Origin of the sequence: Enemella dayhoffiae (assembly GCF_002250625.1) — a bacterium.
In the GTDB taxonomy this organism is placed as follows: domain Bacteria; phylum Actinomycetota; class Actinomycetes; order Propionibacteriales; family Propionibacteriaceae; genus Enemella; species Enemella dayhoffiae.
The window spans coordinates 295006-319656 of record NZ_NMVQ01000001.1 but is presented as its reverse complement, the minus strand read 5'-3'; the positions used below and the strand labels follow the sequence as shown (position 1 = coordinate 319656).

25 protein-coding genes are annotated in these 24651 nt (G+C 70.1%); 15 read left to right on the top strand and 10 right to left on the bottom strand.

The window, feature by feature from the left end:
* Nucleotides 1-6: 6 nt before the first annotated feature.
* On the bottom strand, nt 7-846 hold the full coding sequence (fdhD, locus tag CGZ93_RS01575; RefSeq protein WP_094362380.1) for a formate dehydrogenase accessory sulfurtransferase FdhD: 840 nt from the start codon (nt 844-846) through the stop codon (nt 7-9).
* Between the two features lie 98 nt (nt 847-944).
* Between fdhD and CGZ93_RS01570 the strand changes: the two genes are divergently transcribed.
* Both CGZ93_RS01570 and CGZ93_RS01565 read left to right on the top strand, forming a co-directional pair.
* Nucleotides 945-1343 (top strand): MmcQ/YjbR family DNA-binding protein, encoded by a 399-nt coding sequence (locus CGZ93_RS01570; protein ID WP_094362379.1) that lies wholly within the window; start codon nt 945-947, stop codon nt 1341-1343.
* A 10-nt stretch (nt 1344-1353) separates the two neighbouring features.
* Nucleotides 1354-2562 carry a pyridoxal phosphate-dependent aminotransferase gene (locus CGZ93_RS01565; protein ID WP_094362378.1) on the top strand — a complete coding sequence of 403 codons (1209 nt, stop codon included), beginning with the start codon at nt 1354-1356 and terminating at the stop codon, nt 2560-2562.
* Here the strand turns inward: CGZ93_RS01565 and CGZ93_RS01560 are convergent.
* Nucleotides 2540-2914, bottom strand: a complete 375-nt coding sequence (locus CGZ93_RS01560; protein WP_094362377.1) for a hypothetical protein — start codon at nt 2912-2914, stop codon at nt 2540-2542. The genes CGZ93_RS01565 and CGZ93_RS01560 overlap by 23 nt on opposite strands.
* Nucleotides 2915-3003: 89 nt before the next feature.
* Between CGZ93_RS01560 and CGZ93_RS01555 the strand changes: the two genes are divergently transcribed.
* On the top strand, nt 3004-3951 hold the full coding sequence (locus tag CGZ93_RS01555) for a polysaccharide deacetylase family protein (RefSeq protein ID WP_094362376.1): 948 nt from the start codon (nt 3004-3006) through the stop codon (nt 3949-3951).
* 27 nt (nt 3952-3978) lie between these two features.
* On the opposite strand, the gene CGZ93_RS01550 is transcribed toward CGZ93_RS01555, so the two are convergent.
* The gene (locus CGZ93_RS01550) at nt 3979-4602 is read right to left on the bottom strand and encodes a DedA family protein (RefSeq protein WP_229117119.1); all 624 of its coding nucleotides are present in this window, start codon (nt 4600-4602) and stop codon (nt 3979-3981) included.
* An 83-nt stretch (nt 4603-4685) separates the two neighbouring features.
* Here CGZ93_RS01550 and CGZ93_RS01545 point away from each other — a divergent pair, with 83 nt between their 5' ends.
* From CGZ93_RS01545 to CGZ93_RS01535, 3 genes are all read left to right on the top strand, one after another.
* The gene (locus tag CGZ93_RS01545; protein ID WP_229117118.1) at nt 4686-5801 is read left to right on the top strand and encodes a ferredoxin reductase; all 1116 of its coding nucleotides are present in this window, start codon (nt 4686-4688) and stop codon (nt 5799-5801) included.
* Nucleotides 5801-7009, top strand: a complete 1209-nt coding sequence (locus tag CGZ93_RS01540; protein WP_094362374.1) for a fatty acid desaturase family protein — start codon at nt 5801-5803, stop codon at nt 7007-7009. Before CGZ93_RS01545 ends, CGZ93_RS01540 begins: the two co-directional genes overlap by 1 nt.
* A 65-nt stretch (nt 7010-7074) precedes the next feature.
* Entirely contained in the window at nt 7075-8043 is a 969-nt protein-coding gene (locus CGZ93_RS01535; protein ID WP_094362373.1) for a patatin-like phospholipase family protein, read from the top strand.
* Between the two features lie 12 nt (nt 8044-8055).
* On the opposite strand, the gene CGZ93_RS01530 is transcribed toward CGZ93_RS01535, so the two are convergent.
* Nucleotides 8056-8496 (bottom strand): hypothetical protein, encoded by a 441-nt coding sequence (locus CGZ93_RS01530; protein ID WP_094362372.1) that lies wholly within the window; start codon nt 8494-8496, stop codon nt 8056-8058.
* A gap of 100 nt (nt 8497-8596) precedes the next feature.
* Between CGZ93_RS01530 and CGZ93_RS01525 the strand changes: the two genes are divergently transcribed.
* The gene (locus CGZ93_RS01525; RefSeq protein WP_094362371.1) at nt 8597-10162 is read left to right on the top strand and encodes a catalase; all 1566 of its coding nucleotides are present in this window, start codon (nt 8597-8599) and stop codon (nt 10160-10162) included.
* Nucleotides 10163-10217: 55 nt separating this feature from the next.
* Here the strand turns inward: CGZ93_RS01525 and CGZ93_RS01520 are convergent, their stop codons facing one another.
* Nucleotides 10218-11282 carry an alpha/beta hydrolase gene (locus tag CGZ93_RS01520; protein ID WP_094362370.1) on the bottom strand — a complete coding sequence of 355 codons (1065 nt, stop codon included), beginning with the start codon at nt 11280-11282 and terminating at the stop codon, nt 10218-10220.
* A gap of 210 nt (nt 11283-11492) precedes the next feature.
* Nucleotides 11493-12317 carry an SDR family NAD(P)-dependent oxidoreductase gene (locus tag CGZ93_RS01515; protein ID WP_094362369.1) on the bottom strand — a complete coding sequence of 275 codons (825 nt, stop codon included), beginning with the start codon at nt 12315-12317 and terminating at the stop codon, nt 11493-11495.
* A gap of 138 nt (nt 12318-12455) precedes the next feature.
* Here CGZ93_RS01515 and CGZ93_RS01510 point away from each other — a divergent pair, with 138 nt between their 5' ends.
* The 4 genes from CGZ93_RS01510 (at nt 12456) to CGZ93_RS01495 (ending at nt 16557) form a co-directional block, all read left to right on the top strand.
* Nucleotides 12456-13031, top strand: coding sequence for a TetR/AcrR family transcriptional regulator (locus CGZ93_RS01510; protein ID WP_176451586.1), 576 nt, complete (start codon nt 12456-12458; stop codon nt 13029-13031).
* Nucleotides 13032-13132: 101 nt separating this feature from the next.
* Nucleotides 13133-14515, top strand: a complete 1383-nt coding sequence (locus CGZ93_RS01505) for a septal ring lytic transglycosylase RlpA family protein (RefSeq protein ID WP_094362367.1) — start codon at nt 13133-13135, stop codon at nt 14513-14515.
* Between the two features lie 110 nt (nt 14516-14625).
* On the top strand, nt 14626-16041 hold the full coding sequence (locus CGZ93_RS01500) for an alkaline phosphatase PhoX (RefSeq protein WP_094362366.1): 1416 nt from the start codon (nt 14626-14628) through the stop codon (nt 16039-16041).
* Between the two features lie 144 nt (nt 16042-16185).
* Complete coding sequence (locus tag CGZ93_RS01495) at nt 16186-16557, top strand: VOC family protein (protein WP_094362365.1); 372 nt, start codon at nt 16186-16188, stop codon at nt 16555-16557.
* A gap of 13 nt (nt 16558-16570) precedes the next feature.
* Here CGZ93_RS01495 and CGZ93_RS01490 read toward each other — a convergent pair whose 3' ends face one another.
* Nucleotides 16571-17356, bottom strand: a complete 786-nt coding sequence (locus tag CGZ93_RS01490; protein WP_094362364.1) for a VOC family protein — start codon at nt 17354-17356, stop codon at nt 16571-16573.
* 112 nt (nt 17357-17468) lie between these two features.
* On the opposite strand from CGZ93_RS01490, the gene CGZ93_RS01485 reads away from it, so the two are divergent.
* Both CGZ93_RS01485 and CGZ93_RS01480 read left to right on the top strand, forming a co-directional pair.
* Nucleotides 17469-17960 carry an ASCH domain-containing protein gene (locus CGZ93_RS01485; RefSeq protein ID WP_094362363.1) on the top strand — a complete coding sequence of 164 codons (492 nt, stop codon included), beginning with the start codon at nt 17469-17471 and terminating at the stop codon, nt 17958-17960.
* A gap of 25 nt (nt 17961-17985) precedes the next feature.
* Nucleotides 17986-19383, top strand: a complete 1398-nt coding sequence (locus CGZ93_RS01480) for an FAD-binding oxidoreductase (protein ID WP_094362362.1) — start codon at nt 17986-17988, stop codon at nt 19381-19383.
* Between the two features lie 11 nt (nt 19384-19394).
* Here the strand turns inward: CGZ93_RS01480 and CGZ93_RS01475 are convergent, their stop codons facing one another.
* From CGZ93_RS01475 to CGZ93_RS01465, 3 genes are all read right to left on the bottom strand, one after another.
* Nucleotides 19395-20591, bottom strand: a complete 1197-nt coding sequence (locus tag CGZ93_RS01475; protein WP_094362361.1) for an FAD-dependent monooxygenase — start codon at nt 20589-20591, stop codon at nt 19395-19397.
* Nucleotides 20592-20703: 112 nt separating this feature from the next.
* A complete protein-coding gene (locus tag CGZ93_RS01470) occupies nt 20704-21861 on the bottom strand; it encodes a PucR family transcriptional regulator (RefSeq protein WP_094362360.1) in 1158 nt (385 codons plus the stop codon).
* A gap of 4 nt (nt 21862-21865) precedes the next feature.
* A complete protein-coding gene (locus CGZ93_RS01465) occupies nt 21866-22549 on the bottom strand; it encodes a nucleoside/nucleotide kinase family protein (RefSeq protein WP_229117117.1) in 684 nt (227 codons plus the stop codon).
* Between the two features lie 121 nt (nt 22550-22670).
* Here CGZ93_RS01465 and CGZ93_RS19190 point away from each other — a divergent pair, with 121 nt between their 5' ends.
* Nucleotides 22671-24092 (top strand): peptidoglycan recognition protein family protein, encoded by a 1422-nt coding sequence (locus CGZ93_RS19190; protein WP_229117116.1) that lies wholly within the window; start codon nt 22671-22673, stop codon nt 24090-24092.
* Between the two features lie 54 nt (nt 24093-24146).
* Nucleotides 24147-24644: a hypothetical protein gene (locus tag CGZ93_RS01455; RefSeq protein ID WP_094362359.1), complete on the top strand. Its 498-nt coding sequence runs from the start codon at nt 24147-24149 to the stop codon at nt 24642-24644.
* The last annotated feature ends 7 nt before the right edge of the window (nt 24645-24651 follow it).

Genomic DNA, 24651 nt, shown 5'->3' with positions numbered 1-24651 from the left:
ACTGGCTCAGCCCACCCGATCCGGCCGGCTGTAGACGTTCAGTCGTGGGGCGCGGACGAACCCGCACAGCGTCATCCCGGCCTGCTCGGCGCACTCGACGGCCAGCGACGAGGGAGCTGAGACCGCAACCAGGGCAGGGATTCCGGCCATCAGCGCCTTCTGGGTGAGCTCGAAACTGGCCCGCCCCGACACCACCAGCACGCAGCCGGTGGCGGGCAGCCGATCGTTCAGCAGCGCCCAGCCGATCACCTTGTCCACCGCGTTGTGCCGACCGACGTCCTCTGCGGCGTACAACAGCTCGCCGTCCGCGGTGCACAACGCCGCCCCGTGCAGCCCGCCGGTCCGGTCGAAGGTGCGCTGCCGCTCGCGGAGCCGGTCGGGCAGCTCGACGAGCACGGCCGGGTCCAGGCGTACCGGGTCGGCGGCGACGTCCCAGCGCAGCTGCTGGGTGATCGCGTCGATGCTCGCCTTGCCGCACACCCCGCAGGAGCTGGTGGTGTAGAAGTTGCGCGTGGGGTCGACGCTCGGGGCGGGCACGTGCTCGGCCAGGCGTACCTCCAGCACGTTGTAGGTGTTCTGCGGCAACCCGTCCGGTCCGGTCGCCACCGCCCCGGCGCAATAGCGGGCGGCGACCACATCCGCGGCGCCGGTGATCACCCCTTCGGTGGCCAGGAACCCGTGCGCCAACTCGATGTCCTCACCGGGGGTACGCATCGTCACCACCAGCGGGGTCCCGTTCAACCGGATCTCCAGCGGCTCCTCGGCCGCCAGCACGTCACTGCGGCGGTCACTCCCCTCACCCACGGTGATCCGGGTGACCGCCCTGCGCACCGTGATCCGCCCCATACCCCGCGATGCTAGTCCTCACCCCGGTCCCCAAGCCTGTCGAAGGGGCCTGAGCTCGGCTGGCTTCGACAGGCTCAGCCACCGTGGGATCATCGAGCATGGCCCATCCGCTGCGCTACCGCGAGGACGACCCGCATCTGGCCCGGGTCCGAGAGATCTGCCTGGCCCTGCCCGAGGCGGCCGAGAAGATCTCCCACGGGCACCCGAACTTTTTCACCAAGAAGGTGTTCGCCGTCTTCGGCGGGGTGGTCAAGGGCGATCACGGCGCCGACGACTTCGCCGACTCGATGCTCTTCCTGCCCGACCCGGGTGAACGCGCGGCACTGCTTGCCGACGAACGGTTCTTCAGCCCCGCCTACTTTGGTCCGAGCGGCTGGTTGGGGATCAACTTCCGAATCGGTACGCCGGACTGGTCCGAGGTGGCCGAGCTTGCCGACATGTCCTATCGCAACACCGCCCCGGCGCGACTGGTCAAGGAGCTGGACGCGCGCCAGTAGAATCCGGCTCATGGCCCTCTCACCGTCCCAGCGCTCCCTTGCCGTCCCGCCGTTCGAGGTGATGACGGTGCTGCACAAGGTGTTCGAGCTGCGCGCGGCCGGGCACGAGGTGATCTCGCTGTGCGCGGGCGAGCCGGCGGCCGGGGCGCCGAGCGGGGTACGCCGCCGCGCCGCCGAGGTGGTCACCGACGGCACCGCGCTCGGCTATTCCAACGCCCTGGGCCTGGCCGAGCTGCGCCAGCAACTCGCCGGGCACTACCGCCGCTGGTACGGCATCGAGGTGCCGATCGGCAACCTCGCCATCACCACCGGCTCCTCGGGGGCGTTCCTGACCAGCTTCCTGGCGGCCTTCGACCACGGCGACCGGGTGGCGCTCGCCCGGCCGGGCTATCCGGCGTACAAGAACATCCTCGCCAGCCTCGGACTTGAGGTGGTCGAGCTCGACTGCGGGCCCGCCGAGCGGTTCCAGCCGACCGTCGAGCTGCTCGAGCGGGCGTATGCCGAGGCACCGCTGGCCGGGCTCGTCGTCGCCTCCCCGGCCAACCCGACCGGCACCATGCTGGCGCCCGGGCAGCTGGCCGAGCTGGCGAGCTGGTGCCGCGAGCGCGGCGTACGCCTGGTCAGCGACGAGATCTATCACGGGGTGACCTACGGTGACTCGGTCGGCGACTGCGCCTGGGCCCACGACCGCACCTCGATCGTGGTGTCGTCGTTCTCCAAATACTGGGGGATGACCGGGTGGCGGCTCGGCTGGGCGCTGGTCCCCGACGATCTGATCGGGCCGTTCGAGGCGCTCACCGGCAACCTGTCGCTCTGTCCGCCGGTACCGGCGCAGTATGCCTGCGTCGAGGCGTTCACCAAGGACGCGTACGCCGAGGGGGCCGAGCAGGTCGCCGACTATGCCGCGGCCCGTCAGGTGGTGCTCGACCACCTCGACGAGCTGGGCTGGGTGGACGTCGCGCCGGCCGACGGGGCGTTCTATCTGTATGCCACGATCGCCCCGGTGCTCGGCCCCTATGCCGACTCCGGCGCCTGGTGCGAGGCCCTGCTGGAGCAGCAGCGGGTCGCGCTCACCCCGGGTCCGGACTTCGACTCGGCGCACGGCCATCAGGCGGTGCGGATCTCGCTGGCGGCGGGGGCGCAGGCGGTCGCCGAGGCGGTACGCCGCATCCTGGACTTCCAGCGCGGGCTGGAGGTCAGCGCCCGGACAACCGGCTGAGCGGAACCCAGGCGGCGACCAGCACCGCCGCCGCCGCGATACTGACGGTCTTGGTGACGGTGTTCAGGTCGAACGCCACCCCGAGGACGGCCCACAGCAGCAGTGCGGCCGCGACGACCACCAGCAGACCGCGCACCGGCGGACCGACCAGACCGGTCAGCGAGGTGGCCACTCCCGGGCCCAACAGGCCGAGGGCGAGGCCGACCACGGCCCCGATCAGCACCCCCATCAGGGTGCGGGTGAAATCGGTGTGCCCGAGCCAGCCCAGCAGCGGCGCGGCCACCACGACGATGCCGGCGACTAGGCTCACCGCACTGGCGCCGCGCTGGGTCTGGGACCGGAGCTGAGTCACCGCACCAGCGTACTCCCCTGGCGACCCGCCGATTTGGGACGATCGTACGCCCGGGTTACCGTGACGATGATGCATTCTCAGGGGGATTGATGAACGGTCGGCAGCGTCCTGCGCTCACTCGTCTCGCCGCGGCGGCCGCCGGGGTCACCGCGCTGATCGGGCTCGCCGCTTGCGGTACGCCGCCCCCCGACACCGGCGCGGCACCGAGCGCCGGTGGTTCGGCCCGGCCGTCCAGCGCCCCGACGACGACGGCTGCCTCGCCCACGCCGACGCCCAGCCCCACGCCGACGGTCGACCAGACCGCGCTGAAGCCGGGTACCAACCACAACCACGCCGCTGCGGCGTACGCTTATCAGGCCAAGGACGTGCAGGCGTGTCTGCGCGCCAAGCCGGGCGAAGCCGCCTGCCCGATCAGCAAGAAGGTGGTGTTCCTCACCTTCGACGACGGACCCACCGACTCGACCACGCCCAAGGTGCTGGACATCCTCAAGGAGAAGGGGGTGCACGGTTCGTTCTTCGTGATCGTGGGGCCGCAGGGGATGGAGAAGGCGAACCCGCAGCTGGTGAAGCGGGAGATCGCCGAGGGGCACTCGATCGTGATCCACTCCTATTCGCACAGTTACGGTCTGCTCTATCCGGGTGGGCGGGCCAACGCCCAGAACATCATGGGCGACTATGACAAGGCGCTCGCCGGGATCCGCAAGCAGCTGGGCAACGACTATGCCGTGCGCGGCTTCCGCTATCCGGGCGGTCACGGGTGGAAGGGGCTGGAGGCCTCCGACCAGGCGCTGGCGCAGCGCGAGGCGTACTGGATGGACTGGAACTCCAACAACGGCGACGGCGAGTCCAAGAGCGCCCCCGGCTCCGGCTCGGCCGCGGCCGAGCGGGTGAAGAGCACCCACCGCGCCTCCGGTTTGCCCAACGTGGCCGTGGTGCTGATGCACGACTACAAGGACAACGCGCTGACCACCGGTGGCCTCGCCGAGGTGATCGACTTCTTCAAGGACCAGGGCTACGAGTTCGGCGTGGTCAACTGAGCGCCCTGCGACGGGTGCGGGGAACGGTCAGTGCGCGCGGCGCTGGCGCAGCCGACGGATGATGAAGTAGGCCAGCGCGGCGACCAGGGCGACGATCAGCACGTTCTGCAGCACGCCGGTCCACCGCTCGACCAGGTGCCAGCTCTCGCCGAGCTTCCAACCGGCCAGCACCAGCACGCTGTTCCAGATCCCGCTACCGAGCCCGGTATAGAGGGTGAACTGCCACCACGGCATCCGTTCCACCCCGGCGGGAATCGAGATGAAGCTGCGGAACAGTGGCAGCAACCGACCGAAGAAGACCGCCGATCGGCCGTGCCGGTTGAACCAGGCGACGGTGCGGTCGATATCGCTCACCTTCATCAGGGGGATCTTGTCGGCCAGCCGCTTCAACCGCGGTACGCCCAGCTTCGCCCCGATCAGATAGAGCGCCCACGCGCCGACCACCGACCCGACGGTGGTCCAGACGATGGCCTCGATCACGGTGAAGTGCCCGCGACTGGCGGTCAACCCGGCCAGCGGCAGGATCACCTCGCTCGGGATCGGCGGGAAGATGTTCTCCAGCGCCACGGCGATCCCGGCCCCGGGCGCACCGATCGTCTGCATCAGCCCGACCAGCCAGTCGATGGCCGGGCGGAGGAAGTCGGTGGTCACCCGCGACAGCCTAGGGCGTGTCGACAAATCCGCTGAGAGTCCTGCCATGTCTTTGAGAACCTACGGTTCCGTAAGTTACGCTGGTGGATGTGACCCTGACGATGCGGCACAGCCCGCGCAAGGAGAGCACGATCACGACGACGAGCATTATTTCCGCCGGTGCGCGTCGGCTCGCCCGAGCCCTGGCGACCCCCCTGGTGCCGGCCGACTACCTCGACCTGTTGGACCCGCTTCGGCCCGGCGGGGACCTGCGCGGACGGATCCTCGCCGTCCTGCCGGAGACGGCTGACGCGGCCACCATCGTGATCCGTCCCGGCGCCGACTGGGCCGGACACCGTCCCGGGCAATACCTGCGGGTGGGCCTGGACGTCGACGGCGTACGCCAGCACCGGGCGTACTCGATCACCTCGCGCACCGACGAACCAACCCTGCGGATCACCGTCAAGGCGATCCCCGGTGGGGTGGTCAGCAACCATCTGGTCCGCACCGCCCGGGCCGGTGACCTGCTGCACCTGTCCCAGGCCACCGGGGAGTTCTGTCAGCCGGAGACGCTGCCCGGCAAGGTGTTGCTGCTCACCGCCGGCTCCGGGATCACCCCGGTGCTCGGCATGCTGCGCAACCACCGCTTCACCGATGCGGTGCTGCTGCACAGCAGCCCCGCCGTCGCCGACGTGATCGCCCGCAGCGAGCTGGAGGGGTACGCCGCAGCAGGCACCCTGCGGCTGCTGGCGCGGCTCACCGACACCGGGGGGTTGCTGCGCCTCGACGAGCTGGACGCACTGGTCCCCGACTGGCGCGAGCGCGAGGTGTGGGCCTGCGGACCGGTCGGCCTGCTCGATGCCGCCGAGGAACACTGGGCCGCCGCCGGCCTGACCGAGCGGCTGCACACCGAACGGTTCCGCCCGGCCGTCTTCGCCGCCGTCGGCGAGGGGGGCACCGTCACGTTCACCGGCACCGGGCAGCGCGTCGACGCCCCCGGCGATCGGCCGCTGCTGAACGCCGCCGAGGAGGCCGGGGTGACGCTGCCGTCCGGCTGCCGGATGGGCATCTGCCGCGGCTGCCTGGTGCCGATGCGCAACGGGTCGGTACGCGACCTGCGCAGCGGTGAGGTGACCACCGCGGAGGACGAACCGGTCCACGTGCAGACCTGCGTGACCGCACCCGCCGGCGACTGCCGGATCGACAACCAAGGATCCTGATGACCACACAGACCCACAGCACCGAGCTCGCCCGCCGCATCGAACCGACCGGCCTGAACCCCCACCTGCCCGCCGGGCTGGACGAGGCCGCCGTCGCCGAGATCGGCGCCGAGCTGGACAGCATCCGCGCCGAGGTGATGGCCGACCTGGGTGCGGAGGATGCGGCCTACATCCGCAGCATCATCAAGCTGCAGCGCACCCTCGAGTTGAGCAGCCGCGCGGTGCTGCTGTTCTCGATCTTTCCGCCGGCGTGGATCATCGGCACGATCGGGCTGTCGCTGTCGAAAATCCTGGAGAACATGGAGATCGGGCACAACGTGCTGCACGGCCAGTGGGACTGGATGCGCGACCCGAAGATCCACTCCAGCAACTGGGAGTGGGACGCGATCACCCCGGCCAAGCAGTGGCAGCGCTCGCACAACGAGAGCCACCACGTCTGGACCAACGTACGTGGCCGCGACGACGATCTCGGCTATGGCGTGATGCGCGTCGACGAGAAGCAGCCCTGGAGCCTCGGCTTCCTGATCCAGCCGGTGACCGCGGCGCTCAACGCGACCTTCTTCCAGTACGGGATCGCCGCCTACGACCTGCAGGTGGGGCCCTATCTGAAGGGCGAGGTCGACCGGGAGGAGTTCCGTCACAACGCCCGGGCGGTGTTCGCGAAGCTGCGACGCCAGGTGGCCAAGGACTATCTGGTGCACCCGCTGCTGTCCGGCCCGGGTTTCCTGCACACGTTGGCGGCCAACGCCGTCGCCAACGTGGTGCGCAACGTGTGGAGCAACGCGGTGATCATCTGCGGGCACTTCCCCACGGGTGTGCAGACGTTCAGCGAGGAGTCGCTGGCCGGCGAAACTCGCGGGCGGTGGTACCTGCGACAGATGCTCGGCTCGGCCAACATCTCCGGCGGCAAGGTGCTGCACGTGCTCACCGGCAACCTGTCGCACCAGATCGAGCACCACCTGTTCCCGGACATGCCCAGCAACCGGCTCGGCCAGATCGCGCCGCGGGTGCGGGCGCTGTTCGAGCGGCACGGGCTGGAATACGTGACCGGCCCGATGCACCAGCAGCTCGGCCAGGTGTGGGCCAAGATCTTCCGGCTCGCCCTGCCCAACCCCGAGCCCGGTCGCTCCCGGCTGGGCGTCGTCGCCGCGGCGGTACGCGATCGGCTGCGACCCGCGCCCGCGCTGCGTACGCTCCCGGCGGTCTGAGGGTCCCAGCCTCGCACCGCACCTTCGAGTAGCATCGAGGAGAAGTTCTGTGCTGGAGGTGGGAAATGCGGGTGGCGCTGGCCCTCGGATCGGGCGGTGCCCGCGGCTATGCCCACATCGGGGTGATCGACGAGCTGACCGAGCGCGGCCACGAGGTGATCACCATCGCTGGCAGCTCGATGGGCGCCGTGGTCGGCGGCCTGTACGCCGCCGGTCGGCTGGATCCGTTCACCGAATGGGTCACCGGGCTCACCCAGCGTGAGGTGTGGCGCTATTTCGACCCCGCCCTGACCGGGCCCGGCATGATCAAGGCCGAACGGCTGCTCTCCCGGGTCAGCAACCTGCTCGACGGGGCGCGGATCGAGGAACTGCCGATCCCGTTCACCGCGGTCGCCACCGACCTGGACACCCGCCGCGAGGTGTGGTTCCAGCGCGGCCCGCTGGACGCCGCGATCCGTGCCTCCATTGCGATTCCAACGTTCATCACCCCGGTGGTGATCAACGGCCGCACCCTGGTCGACGGCGGTGTGCTGAACCCGGTGCCGATCGACGCGACCTACGGGGCGCCGGCGGACTTCATCGTGGCGGTGAACCTGTCCGGTGGCGGCCAACCGGCCAAGGGCGCCCCGGTCCGTGAGTCCAGCCAGCCCGAGCCCGGTGCCGCCTGGTTCGAGCGGATCCGCAAGGGGTTCGATCAACTCGACCTGGAGTGGCTGCGCAGCCGCGGTGACCGCGGCGACTCCGAACGGGCAGAATCCGAGTCGGTGACCGAGTCGGCCGAAGCCGTGGCGGCCGCCGCATCGGAGCTGGTCCTCAGCACCCCGCGGGGCCTGCGGATGACCGACGTGGTGATCCAGTCGCTGGACGCGGTGCAGGCGATGATCACCCGCTATCGGATGGCGGCCAACCCGCCCGACGTGCAGGTCACCATCGCCTCCCGAGCCTGCGGAACCCTGGATTTCCATCGCGCCAAAGAAATGATCGAACTCGGGCGAGGCGAGGCGATCGCCGCGCTGGACGCGGCGTGCTACTGAGGCGTACGCCGCTCAGTCGTCCTGGTCGAGGCCGATCGCCAGCGCCGTCACCGTTCCCAGGTCGGTGCTGAACTCCAGTTCGGCCTGCCGCCCGCTCGGGCGGCAGGCCACCAGCCGGACTGACTCGGTGCCGACCCGCAAGGCCAGGCGAGCGAGTTCCCCGCCCTGACTGCGGACCAGGATGACGGTTCCGTCGGCGAAACCGAGCCGCGTGGCACCCCGCGCCGGGGCGGCCCGGATCGCCCGCAGCGGCACCCTGCGCCGGATCACCGGGTCGAGCCGGGACGCCAGTGCCGAGACGGTCAGTTCCCGGTCCACCCGCTCGAAGGCGGCGTCCACCTCGGAATCCGCCGGCAGGTCCTCGGTGTCAGTGGGCGCGGGCGTGCTCAGGGTCCGCAGGCCCCATCCGATGAGGACCAGGACCATCCCGAACAGGCCCAGCCACCAGTTCACCCCACCAGTGTCGCCAAGCCCGGCGCTGCTGGGAAGGGTCGCCGCCGAGCTCTGCGGTCCGCCTGAGAGAATGAAGAATCAGCGATGAGAGGAGCCTGCCATGTCCGAACAGTTTCCCGCCGAGGCCGACACCTCGGGCAGCCGCACCGGAACCGGAGCGCCGGCCGCATCCGACCTGCACGCCCTGACCGCGGGACCCGACGGGCCGATCATGCTGCACGACACGCACTTCGTGGAGCAGATGGCGCACTTCGACCGGGAGCGGGTGCCGGAGCGGGTCGTGCACGCCAAGGGTTCCGGCGCGTTCGGCGTGCTGGAGGTAACCGGCGACGTGTCGGCGTACACGAAGGCGGCGCTGTTCCAGCCCGGCACGAAGACCGACATGCTGGCCCGCTTCTCCACCGTCGCCGGCGAGCTGGGCTCGCCCGACACCTGGCGCGACCCGCGCGGTTTCGCGCTGAAGTTCTACACCAGCGAAGGAAACTACGACCTGGTCGGCAACAACACGCCGATCTTCTTCATCCGCGACGCGATGAAGTTCCCGCACTTCATCCGCTCGCAGAAGCGGCGCGGCGCGAGCGGGCTGCGCGACAACCAGATGCAGTGGGACTTCTGGAGCCAGAACCCGGAGTCGGCGCACCAGGTCACCTATCTGATGGGCGATCGCGGCATCCCGCGCTCCTATCGCCACATGAACGGCTACGGCTCGCACACCTACCTGTGGATCAACGCATCCGGCGAGAAGCACTGGGTGAAGTATCACTTCCACTCCGACCAGGGGGTCGAGGGGCTGACCGGTGAGCAGGCGCTGCAGGTGGCCGGCGAGGACGCCGACGCGCACCGTCGCGACCTGTTCGACGCGATCGAGGCCGGCGACTTCCCGAGCTGGACACTGAAGGTGCAGGTGATCCCGTTCGAGGAGGGGTTCAACTATCGCATGAACATCTTCGACGTCACCAAAACCGTGTCCCACAAGGATTATCCGCTGATCGAGGTCGGCCGGATGACGCTGAACAAGAACCCGGACAACTTCTTCGCCCAGATCGAGCAGGCGGCCTTCGAGCCGTCGGCACTGGTACCCGGGATCGGCTTCTCACCCGACCGGATGCTGCTCGGTCGAGTCTTCTCGTACGCCGACACGCACCGCCACCGCATCGGCGCCAACTATCTGCAGCTGCCGGTGAACCGGCCGCGGACCAAGGGACACAGCTATTCCTATGACGGGCCGATGGCCTATGACGTCCCCGGTCCGGAGACGGCGATGATGGCGCCGAACACCGAGGGCACCCCGTTCTCCACCTTCGAGGGAGTGACCGAGGAGTCCTTCCGGGTGGACGGCGATCTGGTGCACCGCGCCCAGACCATCCGGTCGGCCGAGGACGACGACTTCAGCCAGCCGGGCGTCCTGGTCCGTGAGGTGTTCGACGACGCCCAGCGGGAACGGTTCGTGGAGACCGTGGTCGGTCACCTCAAGGGCGGGGTCAGCGGTGACGTGCTGCAGCGCGCCTTCCAGTACTGGAAGAACGTCGACGCCGAGATCGGCCGCCGGATCGAGGAGGCGTACGGCAAGGACGAGGGTGGTGACAACCCCGGCGGCATGGCCGACGACGCCGCCGAGCGCCTGACCACCGCCGAACGGGAGACCGAGACCCAGGCCGCCCACTGAGCCTCCACGGTGGCTGAGCCTGTCGAAGCCATCCTCGACAGGCTCAGCCGCCGGGTCAGGCGATGGCACCCATCAGCCGCGGGAGGTCCTTGTTCAGGGCCATGTTCCAGCAGCCGAAGTTGTGCCCACCGTCGCAGTTGTAGCGCCCGATCTGACCGGGTTGGCCGTACATGTCCCAGCGGTGCTGCACCCCGGCGCGAGTGAGCGCACCGGAGAAGGTGTGGGTGGACCAGCCGGCGCCCTGCTCGTACAGCTCCTGCTTGGAGCCGGCATACAGGGACACGGTCATCCCCTTCAGGTTCCCGGCGTTGCGCACCGGGTTGTGCCGGATCCAGTTGCCGTCCATCGGCCACACCACCGGGCCGAAGCTGCCATCGGGCGGGTTGAACCCCTGCAGGATCGAGGATCCGATCACGGCACCGCGGATCCGCTGGTCCTCCAGGTCGATGCCACCGGAGAACGTGCCCAGATAGTTGAACCGGTCCGGATAACGGGTCGCATAGTGGGCGGCGCCGAAACCGCCCATCGACAACCCGGCGATACCGCGGTGCTTCTTCTCGGCCTTGGTCCGCAGGTTGGCGTCGATGAACGGGATCAGCTGCTTGACGTGGAAGGTCTCCCAGCTCTGGGCGCCGCTGGCCTGGTTCACCCAGTCGGTGTACCAGCCGGCGCGACCGCCCTCAGGGGTGACCACGATCAGCTCCTGGTTGGCGGTGATCGTCTCGAGGTCGCCGCCCAACTGGTTCTTGGCCGGGTTATAGCCGGAGGTCCAGTCGCTGTAGCGACCGTCCTGACCGTGGAACAGGTACAGCACCGGGTAGCGCCTGCCGGTCGAGGAGTCGTAGGACTTCGGCAGCGTGACCCGGAGACGGACAGCCTGGGAATGGGTGGTGTGCGGGGCGACCGCGGCGGTGGTGACCTCCACCTCGACGGTGCGCTGGCTGATCGGCTTGACCGACTTCACGGTGATCCCGCTGCTGGAGCCGAACCGGGGTGCGGCGTCGGCCCGGCTGGTGCCGAGAGCGACCCCGGTCAGGCCGAGCGCCAGGCTGGCGGTTCCGGCGACGACAGCTCGGGCCAGCGTGGCGCGGCTGGCAGGGCGGGGACTGGAAAGGGACATGGCTGCGCTCCTGGGGGTGTTGGTGGGCAGTCCACCCTCAGCCCATCAGCCCGGCGAGGTCGGGGCAACCGGCGATTTCCGCCCTGTGAAGTCTGCACCCCGTGACGCCTGACCTGCAGTCTGTCCGGAAGGGGCCTGCGAAACCCAGTCCCACTGGGTTTGATCATGGTCGATTCAGGAGACTGCAGGTCAGGCGCCCCCGGGTCCGGGTCAGCAGCCGAACTGTTGGCGGGTCAGCCGATCGAAGGTGCGGGTGGGCAGCAGCCGGCTCATCGCCACCGCCATCCGCGCACCCCGGCCGACCCGGATCCGGGGCGCGGGACGAGGAGTGGTGGCGGCCCCGACCACGGCGGCGGCCACCTCGGCGATCGTTGAGGTGACCTGCCGCATCTGCGAACCGGTGAGGTACGCCTCAGCCCCCGCGGCCGCCTCGGCGTACGCCCCGCCACCCGAGGTCTGGCGCAACTCGAGCAGCGCCTGCTCGTGCCAGGGCGTGTCGACCGGGCCGGGCTGCACCACGACCACCTCGATGCCGTGCCGATCGGTCTCCATCCGCAGGCTGTCGGACAGCGCCTCGAGGGCGAACTTGGAGGCGTGGTACCACCCGCACATCGGAGCGGCAAATTCTCCGGCCAGGCTGGAGACCATCACCACCCGGCCCCGGCCCGCGGCGCGCATCCCGGGCAGGCAGCGGCGGGTGAGCTCGAGCTGGCCGAGCACGTTCACCTCGAGCTGGCGCCGCGCCTGGGCCAGCGTGACGTCCTCGATGGCGCCGAACTGGCCGAGCCCGGCGGCGTTGACGAGCACCTCGACCGGCCCCGATTCCGCGGTCGCCTCGGCGTGGGCCCGGTGGATGCTCGCCTCGTCGGTCAGGTCCAGGGAGACGGGTGTGACGCCGGGTGGCACCAGCTCGGTACGCCGGCCCGCGCCGCTCACGCGGAAACCTTGGGCGGACAGCAGCCGGGCGACCTCGGCGCCGATTCCGGAGGTGGCTCCGGTGACCAGGACATGGGCGGGCGGGGTGGGCTGTGACATGGCACTCCAAACTGTGAATGACGTATGCAGTAACGCAACGGTATTGTGAACGACGTGCACAGTCAAGATGCCGGACGCGCTCAACGTGCCCTCTGGGGGCTCGGTGGTGCCACGCGCGGTCCGCGAGCCCGTTTCACGGTGCGGGAGGTCGCCCGCGCGGCGGTATCGCTGGCCGACACCAGCGGCCTCGAGGCCGTCTCGCTGGCCGCCGTGGCGGAGCGGCTGGGGGTCGCGACCACCGCCCTCTACCGCTACGTCGACTCCCGGGAGGAGCTGACGGAGGTGATGGTGGATGAGGCGCTGGGCGCCGCCCCAGAGCTCAGCGAGGGGCCCTGGCAGGACCGGGTGACCGCCTGGAGCGACCGGTTGTGGCGGCGGCACGCCGCCCATCCCTGGCTGTGCGAGGTGCAACTCAGCAGGCTCGCACCCTGTCCGGCGCCGCTGGCCTGGCTCGAGGAGGTCCTCCGCTGCCTCGAGCAGGCGCCCGTCGAGCGGCCGTTGGCGCTGGCGCTGATGCTCGACGGACTGGCCACCTCGTACGCCCGATTGCGTGGTTCGCGCAGCCCCGAGCAGGTGCCACAGTGGCTGGCGACCCTGCTGGGCGAACGGTTTCCGCGACTGGCCTCGGCCTTGGCCGACAACGACGAATCGCTGGAACAGGCGTACGCCGAGGCGGTCCAGGTGGCCCTCGATGGAGCGGTCCGACGCTCCTGAGGGTCTGTGATGTTGCTCACAGTGTCCGCTCAGAATTGGTCTACGAGAGCGTAACAGCCGCACACTGTTCGGGACCATTCTGAGAAAACCCTAGGTAGACCATGAGAAACTGCCAATCTGGCCGTCTGGCTGGCCTCGGAATCGCGCTTGTCGCGGCCCTGATCGGTACCCCCTTCGGTTCCGCGTACGCGGCCCCGACCCCCCAGCCGACGGCCTCGCCGGTCAGCTCCACGACCCCGAGTCGTACGCCCACCCCGCGGGCGACCGCGACGGCCAGCACCACCCCGTCGGCCGCCGCCATCCCGCGGACGGCCACGACGTCCGCTCCCGCGGCGACGTCGAAGGCGTCCGCCTCGGCGTCGGCGAACTCGTTGCTGCCGTTGGCGGGTTCGGCGATCGGGATCCGGTATTACGCGTTGGGTGGGGTTTCCTCTCCGCTGGGTGCGCCGATCTCGCGGGAGTATTGCGGTCTGCGTGATGGGGGTTGTGCGCAGAATTTTGAGCGCGGTTGGATGGCGTGGTCCCCGGCGACGGGGGCGCATCCGGTGTGGGGTGCGATCCTGGGCCGGTTCGGCACGGTGGGTTATGAGGCCGGTGCGCTGGGTTATCCGATCAGCGGGGAGTACTGCGGGTTGCGTGATGGGGGGTGTGCGCAGAACTTCCAGCACGGTCCGATTGCGTGGTCTCCGGGGTCTGGGGCGCATCCGGTGTGGGGGTCGATCCTTCAGGCGTATGCCGGTCAGGGTTATGAGGCGGGCCCTCTGGGTTATCCGATCGGCTCGGAGTATTGCGGGTTGCGTGATGGTGGGTGTGCGCAGAACTTCCAGAATGGTCCGGTGGCCTGGTCCTTTGGCACGGGCGCGCATCCGGTGCGGGGGGCGATTCTGGGGGCGTATGCCGGTCAGGGCTATGAGGCCGGCCCTCTGGGTTATCCGATCGGCTCGGAGTATTGCGGGTTGCGTGATGGGGGGTGTGCGCAGAACTTCCAGAATGGTCCGGTGGCCTGGTCGCCGGGCACGGGCGCGCACCCGGTGCGCGGCGCGATTCTGGGGGCGTACGCCGGTCAGGGCTATGAGGCCGGGCGCCTGGGCTACCCGACCAGCGGGGAATATCCGACCGGGGGTGACATCACCCAGAACTTCCAGTACGACAAGCTCGTCTATCACCCCGCGAACGGGGCGGTGGACAACGGCGCTCCCGTGCTGAACGGCGAGCGGTGCGTCGCGTCGCTCTACAACGAACCGCAGATGACCGCCTCGGGTGAATACTTCAACCCGAACACGCTGACGGCCGCGCACAAGACGCTGCCGCTGAACTCCTGGGTCCGGGTCACCAACCTCGCCAACGGGCGCAGCGTGAACGTGCGGATCAACGACCGCGGCCCCTACATCGCCGGGCGGTGCATCGACCTGTCCACGGCCTCGTTCGCCGCCATCGCCGACCCGCGGCAGGGCCTGATCAACGTCGACGTGACCCGGATCTGAGAGGACCCTCAGCGGACGTTCACCGGGAGGTCACCTGCTGGCCGAGTCGGCGTACCCCCACGTCGGTTGGATGGGTGGGTACGACCGGCTTCGACTGGAAGGGACCTCCCATGAACGACTCCGTATCCCGCCGCGGGTTCATCGGCGGATCGGCCGCCGTGCTCGGCTTCGCGCTCACTGGCGCAGGCAGCCTCTCCCCGTTCGTCCGCGATGCGGCGGCCGCCACTCGGCCCGCCCACGGCTACGGCCCGCTGCAGTACACCCCGGGCGCCATCCTGGCGCTGCCCAAGGGGTTCAGCTACAAGGTGATCGCCGAGACCGGCAAGTTGGCCGGCGGCATGGTGCACCCGTCCGACCCCGACGCGATGGGCGTCTTCCCGGGGGCGAACGGCGGCTCCGTGCTGATCACCAACCACGAGATCGGCGGCTCCGAGCCCCATCCCGTGCCCCTGGACGCCGGCATCGTCTATGACCCGGGCGCCCGCGGTGGCACCACCACCATCGTGGTCGACGCGCAGAACAACGCGCAGCAGCAGTACGCCTCGGTCGCCGGCACCGTGAACAACTGCGCCGGTGGCGAGACCCCTTGGGGCACCTGGCTCACCTGCGAGGAGACCGAGACCCGCGCCGGCGGCCGCTACACCAAGGACCACGGTTACGTGTTCGAGGTCGACCCGGCCAGCCAGCAGGCCAACGTGGACCTCTCACCGATCCCGCTGAAGTTCCTCGGCCGGTACGCCCACGAGGCCACCGCGACCGACCCCACGACCGGTGCGATCTATCTCACCGAGGACGCCGGCAACCCGAACGGTCTGCTCTATCGCTGGAACCCGCCGGCCGGCTATCCCCTCGGTCTGCACTCGTTGCACCGGCTGGCCCAGGACGGTGCCGTCGAGGTGGGGACATTGGACGCGATGAAGTGCTTCGACCAGTTCGGCAACCACGTGCCGGACCTGTCGCTGGCCACCGAGGTGAAAACCAGGTATCGAGTCGAGTGGGTCAAGGTGCCCGACCGCGACGCCCGCACCGTGTCCACCCGCAAGCAGTTCACCAACGACCAGATCACCCGTTCGCGCAAGCTCGAGGGCATGTGGTGGGGCGACGGCGGCGCCTATTTCGTCGCCAGCTATGCCCGGACCGGCGACGGGTCCGCCAAGGAGCACGACGGCCAGGTCTGGCACTACGAGCCGGGCAAGAGCCGGATCACGCTGAAGACCATCTTCGGCGTGAACCCCGACACGGGCGCCGAGGGCAACAACTTCGACGGCCCGGACAACATCACCGTGTCCCCCCACGGCGGCCTGATCCTGGCCGAGGACGGCGACGGCAAGTCGCACCTGGTCGGCGTCACCGAGCAGGGCAAGGCGTATCCGTTGGCGCTGAACCAGGTGAACGACTCGGAGTTCGCCGGGCCGGCGTTCAACGCCAGCGGCGACACCCTGTTCGTGAACATCCAGTCTCCGGGTTACACGCTGGCGATCACCGGCCCCTGGGGCCGCCCGTCCAACGCGGCACCCAGGAACTGACCGTCTGACCAACCGCACAACTCCGGTCTCTCGGTTGGCGCCCAGCCGCATTCCGCGGCCCAGCGTGCCGACCCGCTCCAAGAGACCGGAGTTGTGCGGTGCTGGCCCTGCCGCCCGGTGGTGCTGGGCCGCCAGGCTCGCGCCATGCTTGCGGTCCACGCGCTGATCTATTCCGACGACGCCGACGCCACCCGCGCCTTTCTGCGGGACGTGCTGCAGTGGCGCTCCACCGACGCGGGCGGCGGCTGGCTGATCTTCGACGGCGGCCGGGTCGAGGTCAGCACCCACCCGACCCGCAGCGAGCACGCGGGGCAGACGTTCGCCACCGAACGGCACCACGAGATCTCCCTGCTCACCGATGACCTGTCCGCCACCACGGCCGAGCTGTCCGGGCGCGGTGCAGTGTTCCAGGGCGAGCCTGTCGACCGGGGCTTCGGAATCACCGTGCAGATAGAGGTTCCGGGCGCCGACCCGATCCTGCTCTACCAGCCGCGGTACCAGCCGCCGTTCGACTGATCACCCCTGCTGATCACCCCTGGTCGGTCGGATCCTGACCGATCTGGAACATCGCGCCCTGCGGGTCGGCGACGGTGGCGATCCGGCCGAACGGGGTGTCCTCCGGCCCGTCGACCAGCCTGCCGCCCAGCTCGTTGATCCTGGCGACCGCCTGGTCGGTGTCCACCACCCCGAGGTACATCCGCCAGAACGACGGCACCCCCGCCGGCAGGAAGGGCGCGGCGTCACAGATTCCGCAGACCGCGTCGTCGCCGGCGCCGAAGGTGGCGTACCGGAACTCCTCACCGTCGGTGCCACCCATCGGCGTCAGCTCCCAGCCGAACACCCGCTGATAGAACGGCGCCGCCTTGTCATAGTCGGTGCTCATCAGCTCGAACCAGCGCGGCGTACCCGGAGTGAGCGGCAGCTCGAACCCGCCGAACTGGTCCACCTCCCAGGAGCCGATCGCGGCACCGCTCGGGTCGAGATAGATCGCCATCGTGCCCAGGTCGCCGACCGGCATCGCGTCCACCAGCACCTGGCCGCCGTTGTCCTTGACCGCCTGCACGGTCGTCGCGGAATCGTTGGTACGCAGGTAAACGCCCCAGGCGGTGGGCGCGGTGCCGTCGCCCATCTCGGAGCTCATCGCGCCGCCGACCGGCGCGCCGTTGCAGCTGATGATCTGGTAGTGCCCGAACTCCTCGCCGGTGTCGGCGAACTCCCAGCCGAACAGTTCGCCATAGAACTTCTTGGCGGCCTCGGTGTCGGAGGTGGACAGGTCGATCCAGATGGGGGCGCCGGGACGGATGGTGGTGGCCATGATTGTGCTCCTCGCGTCGAGTGGCCTGCTGGCGACAACGCTAGGGGAGCGGGCGTACGCCGGCTTCTCCAATCTTGCGCGGCTGTCCGAATCGCCCCGCTAGCCTTGGCGGATGGACGAGCAGGAGATCGACGCGTTCTGGGCGGACGCGCGGGTACGCGCCGGGTTGAACCCGGCGCGGGCGTACGGCGGCCCGGTGGTGGCCGACACGATGCGCCCCGCGGCCTGGTCGTTCGGCGCCACTCCCGAGCAGGCCGACGAGTTGCTGCGGCTGGTCCTCGACGGCACCAAGACCGCGACCGCCAGTGCCCGCTGGGACTACCACGCCGACCAGGAATCCCTGCCCGAGCCGGGCGATCTGTCCATCATCCTCGACTCCCGCGGCCATCCGCGTGCGCTGATCCGCACCACCGAGGTCGCTGTGGTCCCGTTCGACCGGGTCGGCGCCGAACACGCGTACGCCGAGGGTGAGGGCGATCGCTCGCTGGCGCACTGGCGCGAGGTGCACCGGCGCTTCTTCACCGAGCACGCCGAGCACGGACGCGGGTTCAGCGAGGACATGCCGGTGGTGCTGGAGCGGTTCAGGACTCTGGTCACGCAGTGACGCCGTTCGGCGTACGCTCGGACCCATGACCGACACCGCCGTCGACACCGTCCTGGCCGACCTCGCCGAGGGGCTGCCGGACAACGTGCTGAACACCGACCCGGACGTGCTGGCCTCCTACAGCGTCGACCGGGCCATGTTCGTCGAGCCCGGAAGCCCGATCGCCCTGGTCCGGGCCCGGGACCGGGAACAGGTGCAGCACGTGATGCGCGTGGCCACGAAACACCGGGTGCCGGTGGTGCCGCAGGGAGCCCGCAGCGGGCTGTCGGGGGCCGCGATCGCGATCGACGGCTGCATCCTGCTGAACGTCGAGCGGATGGACCAGATCATCGAGATCGACACGGCCAACCGGCTCGTGGTCACCCAGCCCGGCATCTTCAACGCCGACCTGTCCCGGGCGGTGCTGGAGCACGGGCTCTATTATCCGCCCGACCCGGCGAGCTGGGAGTTCTGCTCGATCGGCGGCAACCTGTCCACCAACTCCGGCGGGCTGTGCTGCGTGAAATACGGGGTAACCACCGACTATGTGCTCGGGTTGGAGCTGGTGCTCGCCGACGGGCGGGTGCTGCGCACGGGTCGGCGTACCGTCAAGGGGGTTGCCGGCTATGACCTGACCCGCCTGGTCGTCGGATCGGAGGGCACCCTCGGCGTGATCACCGAGGCCACGCTGATGCTGCGGCCGAAGACCGAGCAGCCGCTCACCGTCGCCGGGCTGTTCGGCTCCTGCGAGGACGCCGCGGCGGCCGTGTCGGCGCTGATCGCCGACGGGGCGGTGCCGTCGCTGCTGGAGTTCATGGACCGGGCCAGCATCGACGCCGTCAACGAGGCGTTCAACATGGGCTTCGACGACTCGGTGCAGACCGTGCTGCTGGCCCAGTCCGACGTCGGCGGGGAACGCGCGACGCAGGACATCGAGATGGTGGCCAAGCACTTCGAGGCCGCTGGCGGTGAGGTGATGATCGCGGAGGACCCGGCCGAGGGGGAACAGCTGCTCGCCGCCCGACGTCAGGTGCTGACCGCCTTCGAACGATTCGGCACCACGATGATCGACGACGTGTGCGTGCCGCGGGACCGGTTGGTGGATCTGGTGCACGGCACCGCCGAGTTGGCCGAGAAGTATTCCCTGCTGGTCGGGGTGGTCGGTCACGCCGGCGACGGGAATTTCCACCCCACCGTGTGTTTCGACGCGAACGACCCCGAGCAGACCAGGCGCGCCAAGGAGCTGTTCGACGCGATCATGGAGCTCAGTCTCGATCTCGGCGGCACCATCACCGGCGAGCACGGGGTAGGAACGATGAAGGTGGACCTGCTCGAACGTGAGGTCGGGGAGCTGTCGCTGGAGCTGCACCGCAAGGTGAAGGCCGCCTTCGACCCCCTCGGGATTCTCAACCCCGGCAAGGTTTTCCGCCCCACCGCCCGCTGAGCGCCCCCCACTTACAGCCAGGTGCCGCCGCCGGCCTCGTCGGGCTCATCGGTGTCGGCGGCGAAGGAGTGGATCCAGCCGAGGTGGTGGGCGCCGGCGCCTTCCCTGCCCAGGCGAACATTTCGCTCGTCGGCGCGTGGCCCGTCGGGCAGGTGCAACACGTCGGCGGTGGTGATCGAGGCATACTGCACCTTGCGGGTACGCCCGCGCCGGAGCCGTTCGTACTCCGCCCGGGCGGCATCCCAGTCCGAGTTCCGACCGAGCTGGTCGGCGAGCACGATCGCGTCCTCGATGGACTGGTTGGCGCCCTGGCCGTGGTGCGGCACCAGCGCGTGCGCCGCGTCGCCGAGCAGGGTGACCCGACCCCGGCTCCACCGCGACAACGGGGGCCGGTGATACAGCGCCCACCGCTCGGAGACCGGGACCGCGGTGATCATCTGGATGATCGCCGGGTGCCAGTCGCGGAAGTGGTTCAGATGCTCCGACCCGTCCGCCGGGATCACCCAGCTCTTCTCCACCCAGGGGCTCGGATTCCGCTCCACCAGGAAGAAGTTGTGCGTCCCGGCCTTGTCCAGCGGATAGTGCAGCAGGTGACCGCCGGGGCCCATCCAGAACTGGATCGCCGCCGGGTCGGGCAGCAGGTCGAGCTGGTCCAGCCCGACGATCCCGCGGAACGCCGAACACCCCGAATAGAGCGCGTCGTCATAGCCGAGCAGCAGTCGGCGGACGGTTGAGCGTGCACCGTCCGCACCGATCACCAGGTCGGCGGTCGCGGTGGTGCCGTCGATGAAGCTGAGCACCGCCTCGGTGCCCGAGTCGTCGATCGAGGTCAGCCGCTTGTTCAGCTTGATGTTCTCCATCCCGACCGCCTGGGAGAGGATCTGCTGCAGATCGGCCCGATGGATGCCGGCAAAGGGCCCGCCGTAGGTCTCGCGGTAGCGCTCGGCGGTGTGGTTGCCGATCACCTCGCCGGTCCGCCCGTCGCGATAGATCAGCGCCGACACCTCGAACCACTTGGCGTTGCACGCCTCACCCAGGCCCAGCCGGCCCTCGTAGAAGCGGGCCGAGTTGGCGGCCAGAGCGACCGCGGCGCCGACCTCGCGCAGCTCGGCGGCCGCCTCATAGATGTCGAAATCGATGTCGTACTGCCGCAGCGCCAGGGCCAGGGTGAGTCCCCCGATGCCGCCGCCGATGATCGCAACCCGCATGATCGCAACTCCCTCGTCGATGTCCTGTGATTGAGGCTAGTGACGGAAGGAGAATCGATGCTACGGGCAGTTGCGCAAAATTGCCGGCTCGGTTTCCGACACAGTGTCGGATTCAGTCGCTCGGCACCAAGCCGGCCAGCCGGGCGATCCGCAGTCCGGTGTGCAGTTCGCGGCGGACCTGGCCGTCGGCGAGGTCCACCGACAGCCGGTCCCGCACCCGATCGAGGCGGTAGTAGAGCGTCGAGCGGTGGATGGTCAGCTCGCGCGCGGTCTGCTGGGCGTCCCCGCCACAGCTCAGGTACCGCTCCACCGTCGCGACCAGGTCAGGCCCAAGCTTGAGCAGTTCCTGCACCGACGACGGCAGGTCCGTCCCAGTGAGCTCGTCCAGCGGGAGCATGGCCAGCAGCCGGTCCAGCCCGAGCGAGTCCCAGGCGCGCACCGGCCCGGAATCGGTGTCCACACAGCAGACCCGCCAGGCGCGCCGCGCCCGGGCGTACGACTCGTGGGCCGCCTCGAGCGAGCCGACCACGGGGCCGATTCCTGCCCGGACCGCCGACAGCTCGGGTCGCTGCAGCAACCGCTCCAACCGGGGCAGCACCACCGGGCGGGGGAACACCAGCACCGCGGTCCGCTCGTCGAGCGCGGCACCGGCCAGCGACGCGGTCGAGGTGGCGGCGACGAAGTCGAGGACGCCCGCGACGGCCAGGGCCGCCTGGTCCGGCGCCTCTGCGACCCGCGGCAGCACGCCGAGAGCCACCGCGCAGTACTGCTCCGACGCTCCGATCAACCCCTCCTCGACCAGCGCGGGGGCCGCCGCGGCGCGGGCCGTCGCATCCGCACCGACCAGGGCGCCGAGCAACTCCTGGACCCGCTGCCGATCCCGGGCCGCATAGAGCGTGCGCAGCGACAAGGTCACCCCGAGCTGGGGCGCGGCACCGGTCAACCGCGCCCGCACCCGTTCCGGCACCGCCTCCTCGCCCGGATCGAGCACCAGCAGCAGATGCCCCACCCGGTGGCGATGATCGTGCAGCGGCCAGACCACCCGCCGTCCCAGCCCGGGTTCGTCGGCGACCTCCTCGTCGGCCCCCGGAGGCAGCGGTTGCCAGGCGTCGGTGTGCGCCAGCACGAAGGAGAGGCGGCGCCGGTCGTCGGGGGTCTCGTGGATCGAGTACGCCAGCACCTGCATCCGGTCGTCCAGCACGACCAGGCGCCGTCCGACCTCCTCGGAGAGGTCCTGCACCAGGTCGTGCAGGTCCAGCGCGCGCCGCATCGGGTCAGCGTAACGCCGGTCGCCGACGAACGGCTCCCCGTCCGATGGCAAACTCACCTGGGAGAAGGTCGATCACGTGAGTCCCTGCGACGATCAGATCCGCACGATCCCAGGGACGGTCCCGGGCGAAGAAGGCCAACTCATGGCCCATCCACTCGTGCCAGAAGGCGACGGTCTGCTCCGCGTCCCCGTTGACCCGCGCTGTGAGGTCGCGGGCGATACCCCGCCGTTCGGCCTCGGCGAAATCGGACTGCACCCACACCACCACGTCCACCAGGTCGGCGACCGCACGTTGAGCCGCCCCGGTGCCTTCGACCACCACGAGCGCAGTCCCCACGGGGATCTCGATCGCCCCGGCTCGGCCGTGCTCGCCCCAGGCCGGCGGGGTGAAGGCCACCGATTCGCCCCGACTGGCCGGCGCGAGCACCCCGTCCCGCAACAAGCCGCCCCAGGTGAAGAAGCCCTCGTGCCACGCGATGTCGTCGGTGTGCACCACCACGGAACCCTCGGTCCGCGCCACGACGAACTCCGCCAGTGTGGACTTCCCCGCGGCCCCGCGCCCGTCGACAGCGACCACCACCGGGCGGCCGTCGGGTCGGGCTGTTCGCCGCAGCAGGTCCTCGACGAGTCCGGAACCGGAGATCGCCCGCCAGGGCCCGCCGGAGGGTTCTTCGGACCGCAGTTCCACGCCGGTCAGCATGTCACGCCCGAACCGGGAGGAAGGATCCGCCGTCGCCGAGGCGACGGATGCGCTCTCCGCTGCCTAGCGTCGAATCCGTAAGCGCCACCACCCAGGCCAGGAGCCCCAGATGTGCCAGAACCACGAACCGGTCGCCACCGAGCAGTCGGTCGCACCCGAGGAGTCGACGCAGGGCCGGCTGTCCCGCCGCGTGGTGCTGGGCGGGGCCGCCGGTCTGGGAGTCGCCGGGATCGCCATCGGTGCCGGGACCCTGCCCGCACTGGCCGCCGCCCCGAAGCAGCCGAAGATCCACAGCACCGGTGACTGGGGTGCCCGCCAGCCGACGATGCGGCTGAACACGATCAACCGCCGCCCGACCGTGCTCGTGGTGCACCACACCGCCAGCGCCAACTCCTCCGACACCTCGCTGTCGCACGCGTACGCCGTCGCCCGCAGCATCCAGAACCAGCACATCGGCCAGGGTTGGGGCGACTCGGGGCAGCAGTTCACGATCAGCCGCGGCGGGCACATCTTGGAGGCCCGCACCGGCACGCTGAAGGCGCTGGCCACCCGCAAGTCGTTCATCGAGGGCATCCACGCGCCGGGCTCGAACCAGACCGGGATCGGCATCGAGAACGAGGGGATGTACACCGAGTCGACCCCGCCGAAGGCGCAGTGGGACGCCCTGGTCAGCCTGCTCGCCTACCTGTGCTGGGCCTACGACATCTCCCCGAGCAGGATCATCGGTCACAAGGACAGCCCCGGTTCGGCCACCCGCTGCCCGGGTGAGGCGTTCCACGCCCGGCTCGCCCAGCTGCGCGCCGACGTGACCAAGGCGCTCAAGCCGAAGCCGACGATCGTGCCGACCCCGTCACGCACGGCGACGAAGACACCGTCGAAGACGGCGACCGCGACCAGGAGCGCCACGAAGGAGCCCACGCGCACCGCGACGCCGGAGCGTACGCCCGAACGCACCCCGAGCAGTTCCCGGCCTTCGAACCGGAACACCCCCAACCAGACCCCGGAGGGTACGCCGAGCCCGCGCCGGTCCCCCCGCGGAACCGCCGAGCCGTCGCCGCGGCGTACGCCGGAGAACACCGCCACACCGGGGCGTACCGCCTCCCCGCGCTCCACCGCCTCGCCGAGCCCGACCGCCTCGCCGAGTGCCACCGTCTCGCCGACCTCGACCACCCCAACACCGAGCGCGACCACCAGCGCCCCCGCACCGCAGGAGGTCCCCGTCCCGCGGGCCGGGCACAAGGCCGCCCCGAACGAGGCCCCACTGGCGGCCGAGGGGCCGCGGGAGACGGCGACCGGATCGAGCCAGCCGGTCTCGGCGCCATCAGGAACGGACGCCAAGGAGTCCAGCGGCGGCCTCGCCTCCACCGGTGACTCCCGCGGCTCCCGCGGCGGCGACAGGGCGTTCGGCGGCGGGCTCGGGCTGGGCGGTCTCGCATTGGCCGTCGGTGTCGGCTTCCTGGCCCGACGTGGCGAGGGACGCGCCGCGGAGCAGCAGCGGGCCACTGCGGGCAACCAGTCGCCCACATCCTGACCGTTCTGGGCCCAGACGCTGGTCGCGCGGCCCCGGCTGCGGCACCATCGGTGCATGGATCAGGTGACCGTCGACGCGCTGCTGGATCGGGTCCGGCAGCTGGCCGACGAGCGCCGCGCGTCCGCCCTGGTCCAGGCGCATGACGAGGTGGCCGAGGTGTCGGTGGCACCGGGTCGCTGGGTGGTCCGCAGCCACTCGGTGGAACACGTCGGCGGCGAGAACGCGACCAACTGCTGGCAGATCGTCCCGGCCGGGGGAGCCCGCCCGGTGCAGCACGACCACCCTGCCGACTGGGTCCACCCGATGGTCGGTCTGCTCTGGCCGCAGCACCTGCCGGTGTGGGGACGCCCCGGTGACCGCTATCGGCCGGTGCGGGTGATCGAGGGCCTGCGCGGCCCGGGCCAGCTGGTGCTGAAGTCGGTCCGCACCCTGCTCAGCGGGGAGCCGCCGACGCCGATGGGCACCCTCGAGCTGGATCCGGTGCACCTGCTCTGCACCCGCCTCGAACTGTCCGCCAGCACCTGGACCCTGCAGGAGTACCACGCGGGGTGACTCGCCG

Coding starts and splice junctions, on each gene's coding strand:
- fdhD (WP_094362380.1), bottom strand. CDS start 846: ATGGGGCGGATCACGGTGCGCAGGGCGGTCACCCGGATCACCGTGGGT.
- CGZ93_RS01570 (WP_094362379.1), top strand. CDS start 945: ATGGCCCATCCGCTGCGCTACCGCGAGGACGACCCGCATCTGGCCCGG.
- CGZ93_RS01565 (WP_094362378.1), top strand. CDS start 1,354: ATGGCCCTCTCACCGTCCCAGCGCTCCCTTGCCGTCCCGCCGTTCGAG.
- CGZ93_RS01555 (WP_094362376.1), top strand. CDS start 3,004: ATGAACGGTCGGCAGCGTCCTGCGCTCACTCGTCTCGCCGCGGCGGCC.
- CGZ93_RS01540 (WP_094362374.1), top strand. CDS start 5,801: ATGACCACACAGACCCACAGCACCGAGCTCGCCCGCCGCATCGAACCG.
- CGZ93_RS01535 (WP_094362373.1), top strand. CDS start 7,075: ATGCGGGTGGCGCTGGCCCTCGGATCGGGCGGTGCCCGCGGCTATGCC.
- CGZ93_RS01525 (WP_094362371.1), top strand. CDS start 8,597: ATGTCCGAACAGTTTCCCGCCGAGGCCGACACCTCGGGCAGCCGCACC.
- CGZ93_RS01520 (WP_094362370.1), bottom strand. CDS start 11,282: ATGTCCCTTTCCAGTCCCCGCCCTGCCAGCCGCGCCACGCTGGCCCGA.
- CGZ93_RS01515 (WP_094362369.1), bottom strand. CDS start 12,317: ATGTCACAGCCCACCCCGCCCGCCCATGTCCTGGTCACCGGAGCCACC.
- CGZ93_RS01505 (WP_094362367.1), top strand. CDS start 13,133: ATGAGAAACTGCCAATCTGGCCGTCTGGCTGGCCTCGGAATCGCGCTT.
- CGZ93_RS01500 (WP_094362366.1), top strand. CDS start 14,626: ATGAACGACTCCGTATCCCGCCGCGGGTTCATCGGCGGATCGGCCGCC.
- CGZ93_RS01495 (WP_094362365.1), top strand. CDS start 16,186: ATGCTTGCGGTCCACGCGCTGATCTATTCCGACGACGCCGACGCCACC.
- CGZ93_RS01490 (WP_094362364.1), bottom strand. CDS start 17,356: ATGGCCACCACCATCCGTCCCGGCGCCCCCATCTGGATCGACCTGTCC.
- CGZ93_RS01485 (WP_094362363.1), top strand. CDS start 17,469: ATGGACGAGCAGGAGATCGACGCGTTCTGGGCGGACGCGCGGGTACGC.
- CGZ93_RS01480 (WP_094362362.1), top strand. CDS start 17,986: ATGACCGACACCGCCGTCGACACCGTCCTGGCCGACCTCGCCGAGGGG.
- CGZ93_RS01475 (WP_094362361.1), bottom strand. CDS start 20,591: ATGCGGGTTGCGATCATCGGCGGCGGCATCGGGGGACTCACCCTGGCC.
- CGZ93_RS01470 (WP_094362360.1), bottom strand. CDS start 21,861: ATGCGGCGCGCGCTGGACCTGCACGACCTGGTGCAGGACCTCTCCGAG.
- CGZ93_RS19190 (WP_229117116.1), top strand. CDS start 22,671: ATGTGCCAGAACCACGAACCGGTCGCCACCGAGCAGTCGGTCGCACCC.
- CGZ93_RS01455 (WP_094362359.1), top strand. CDS start 24,147: ATGGATCAGGTGACCGTCGACGCGCTGCTGGATCGGGTCCGGCAGCTG.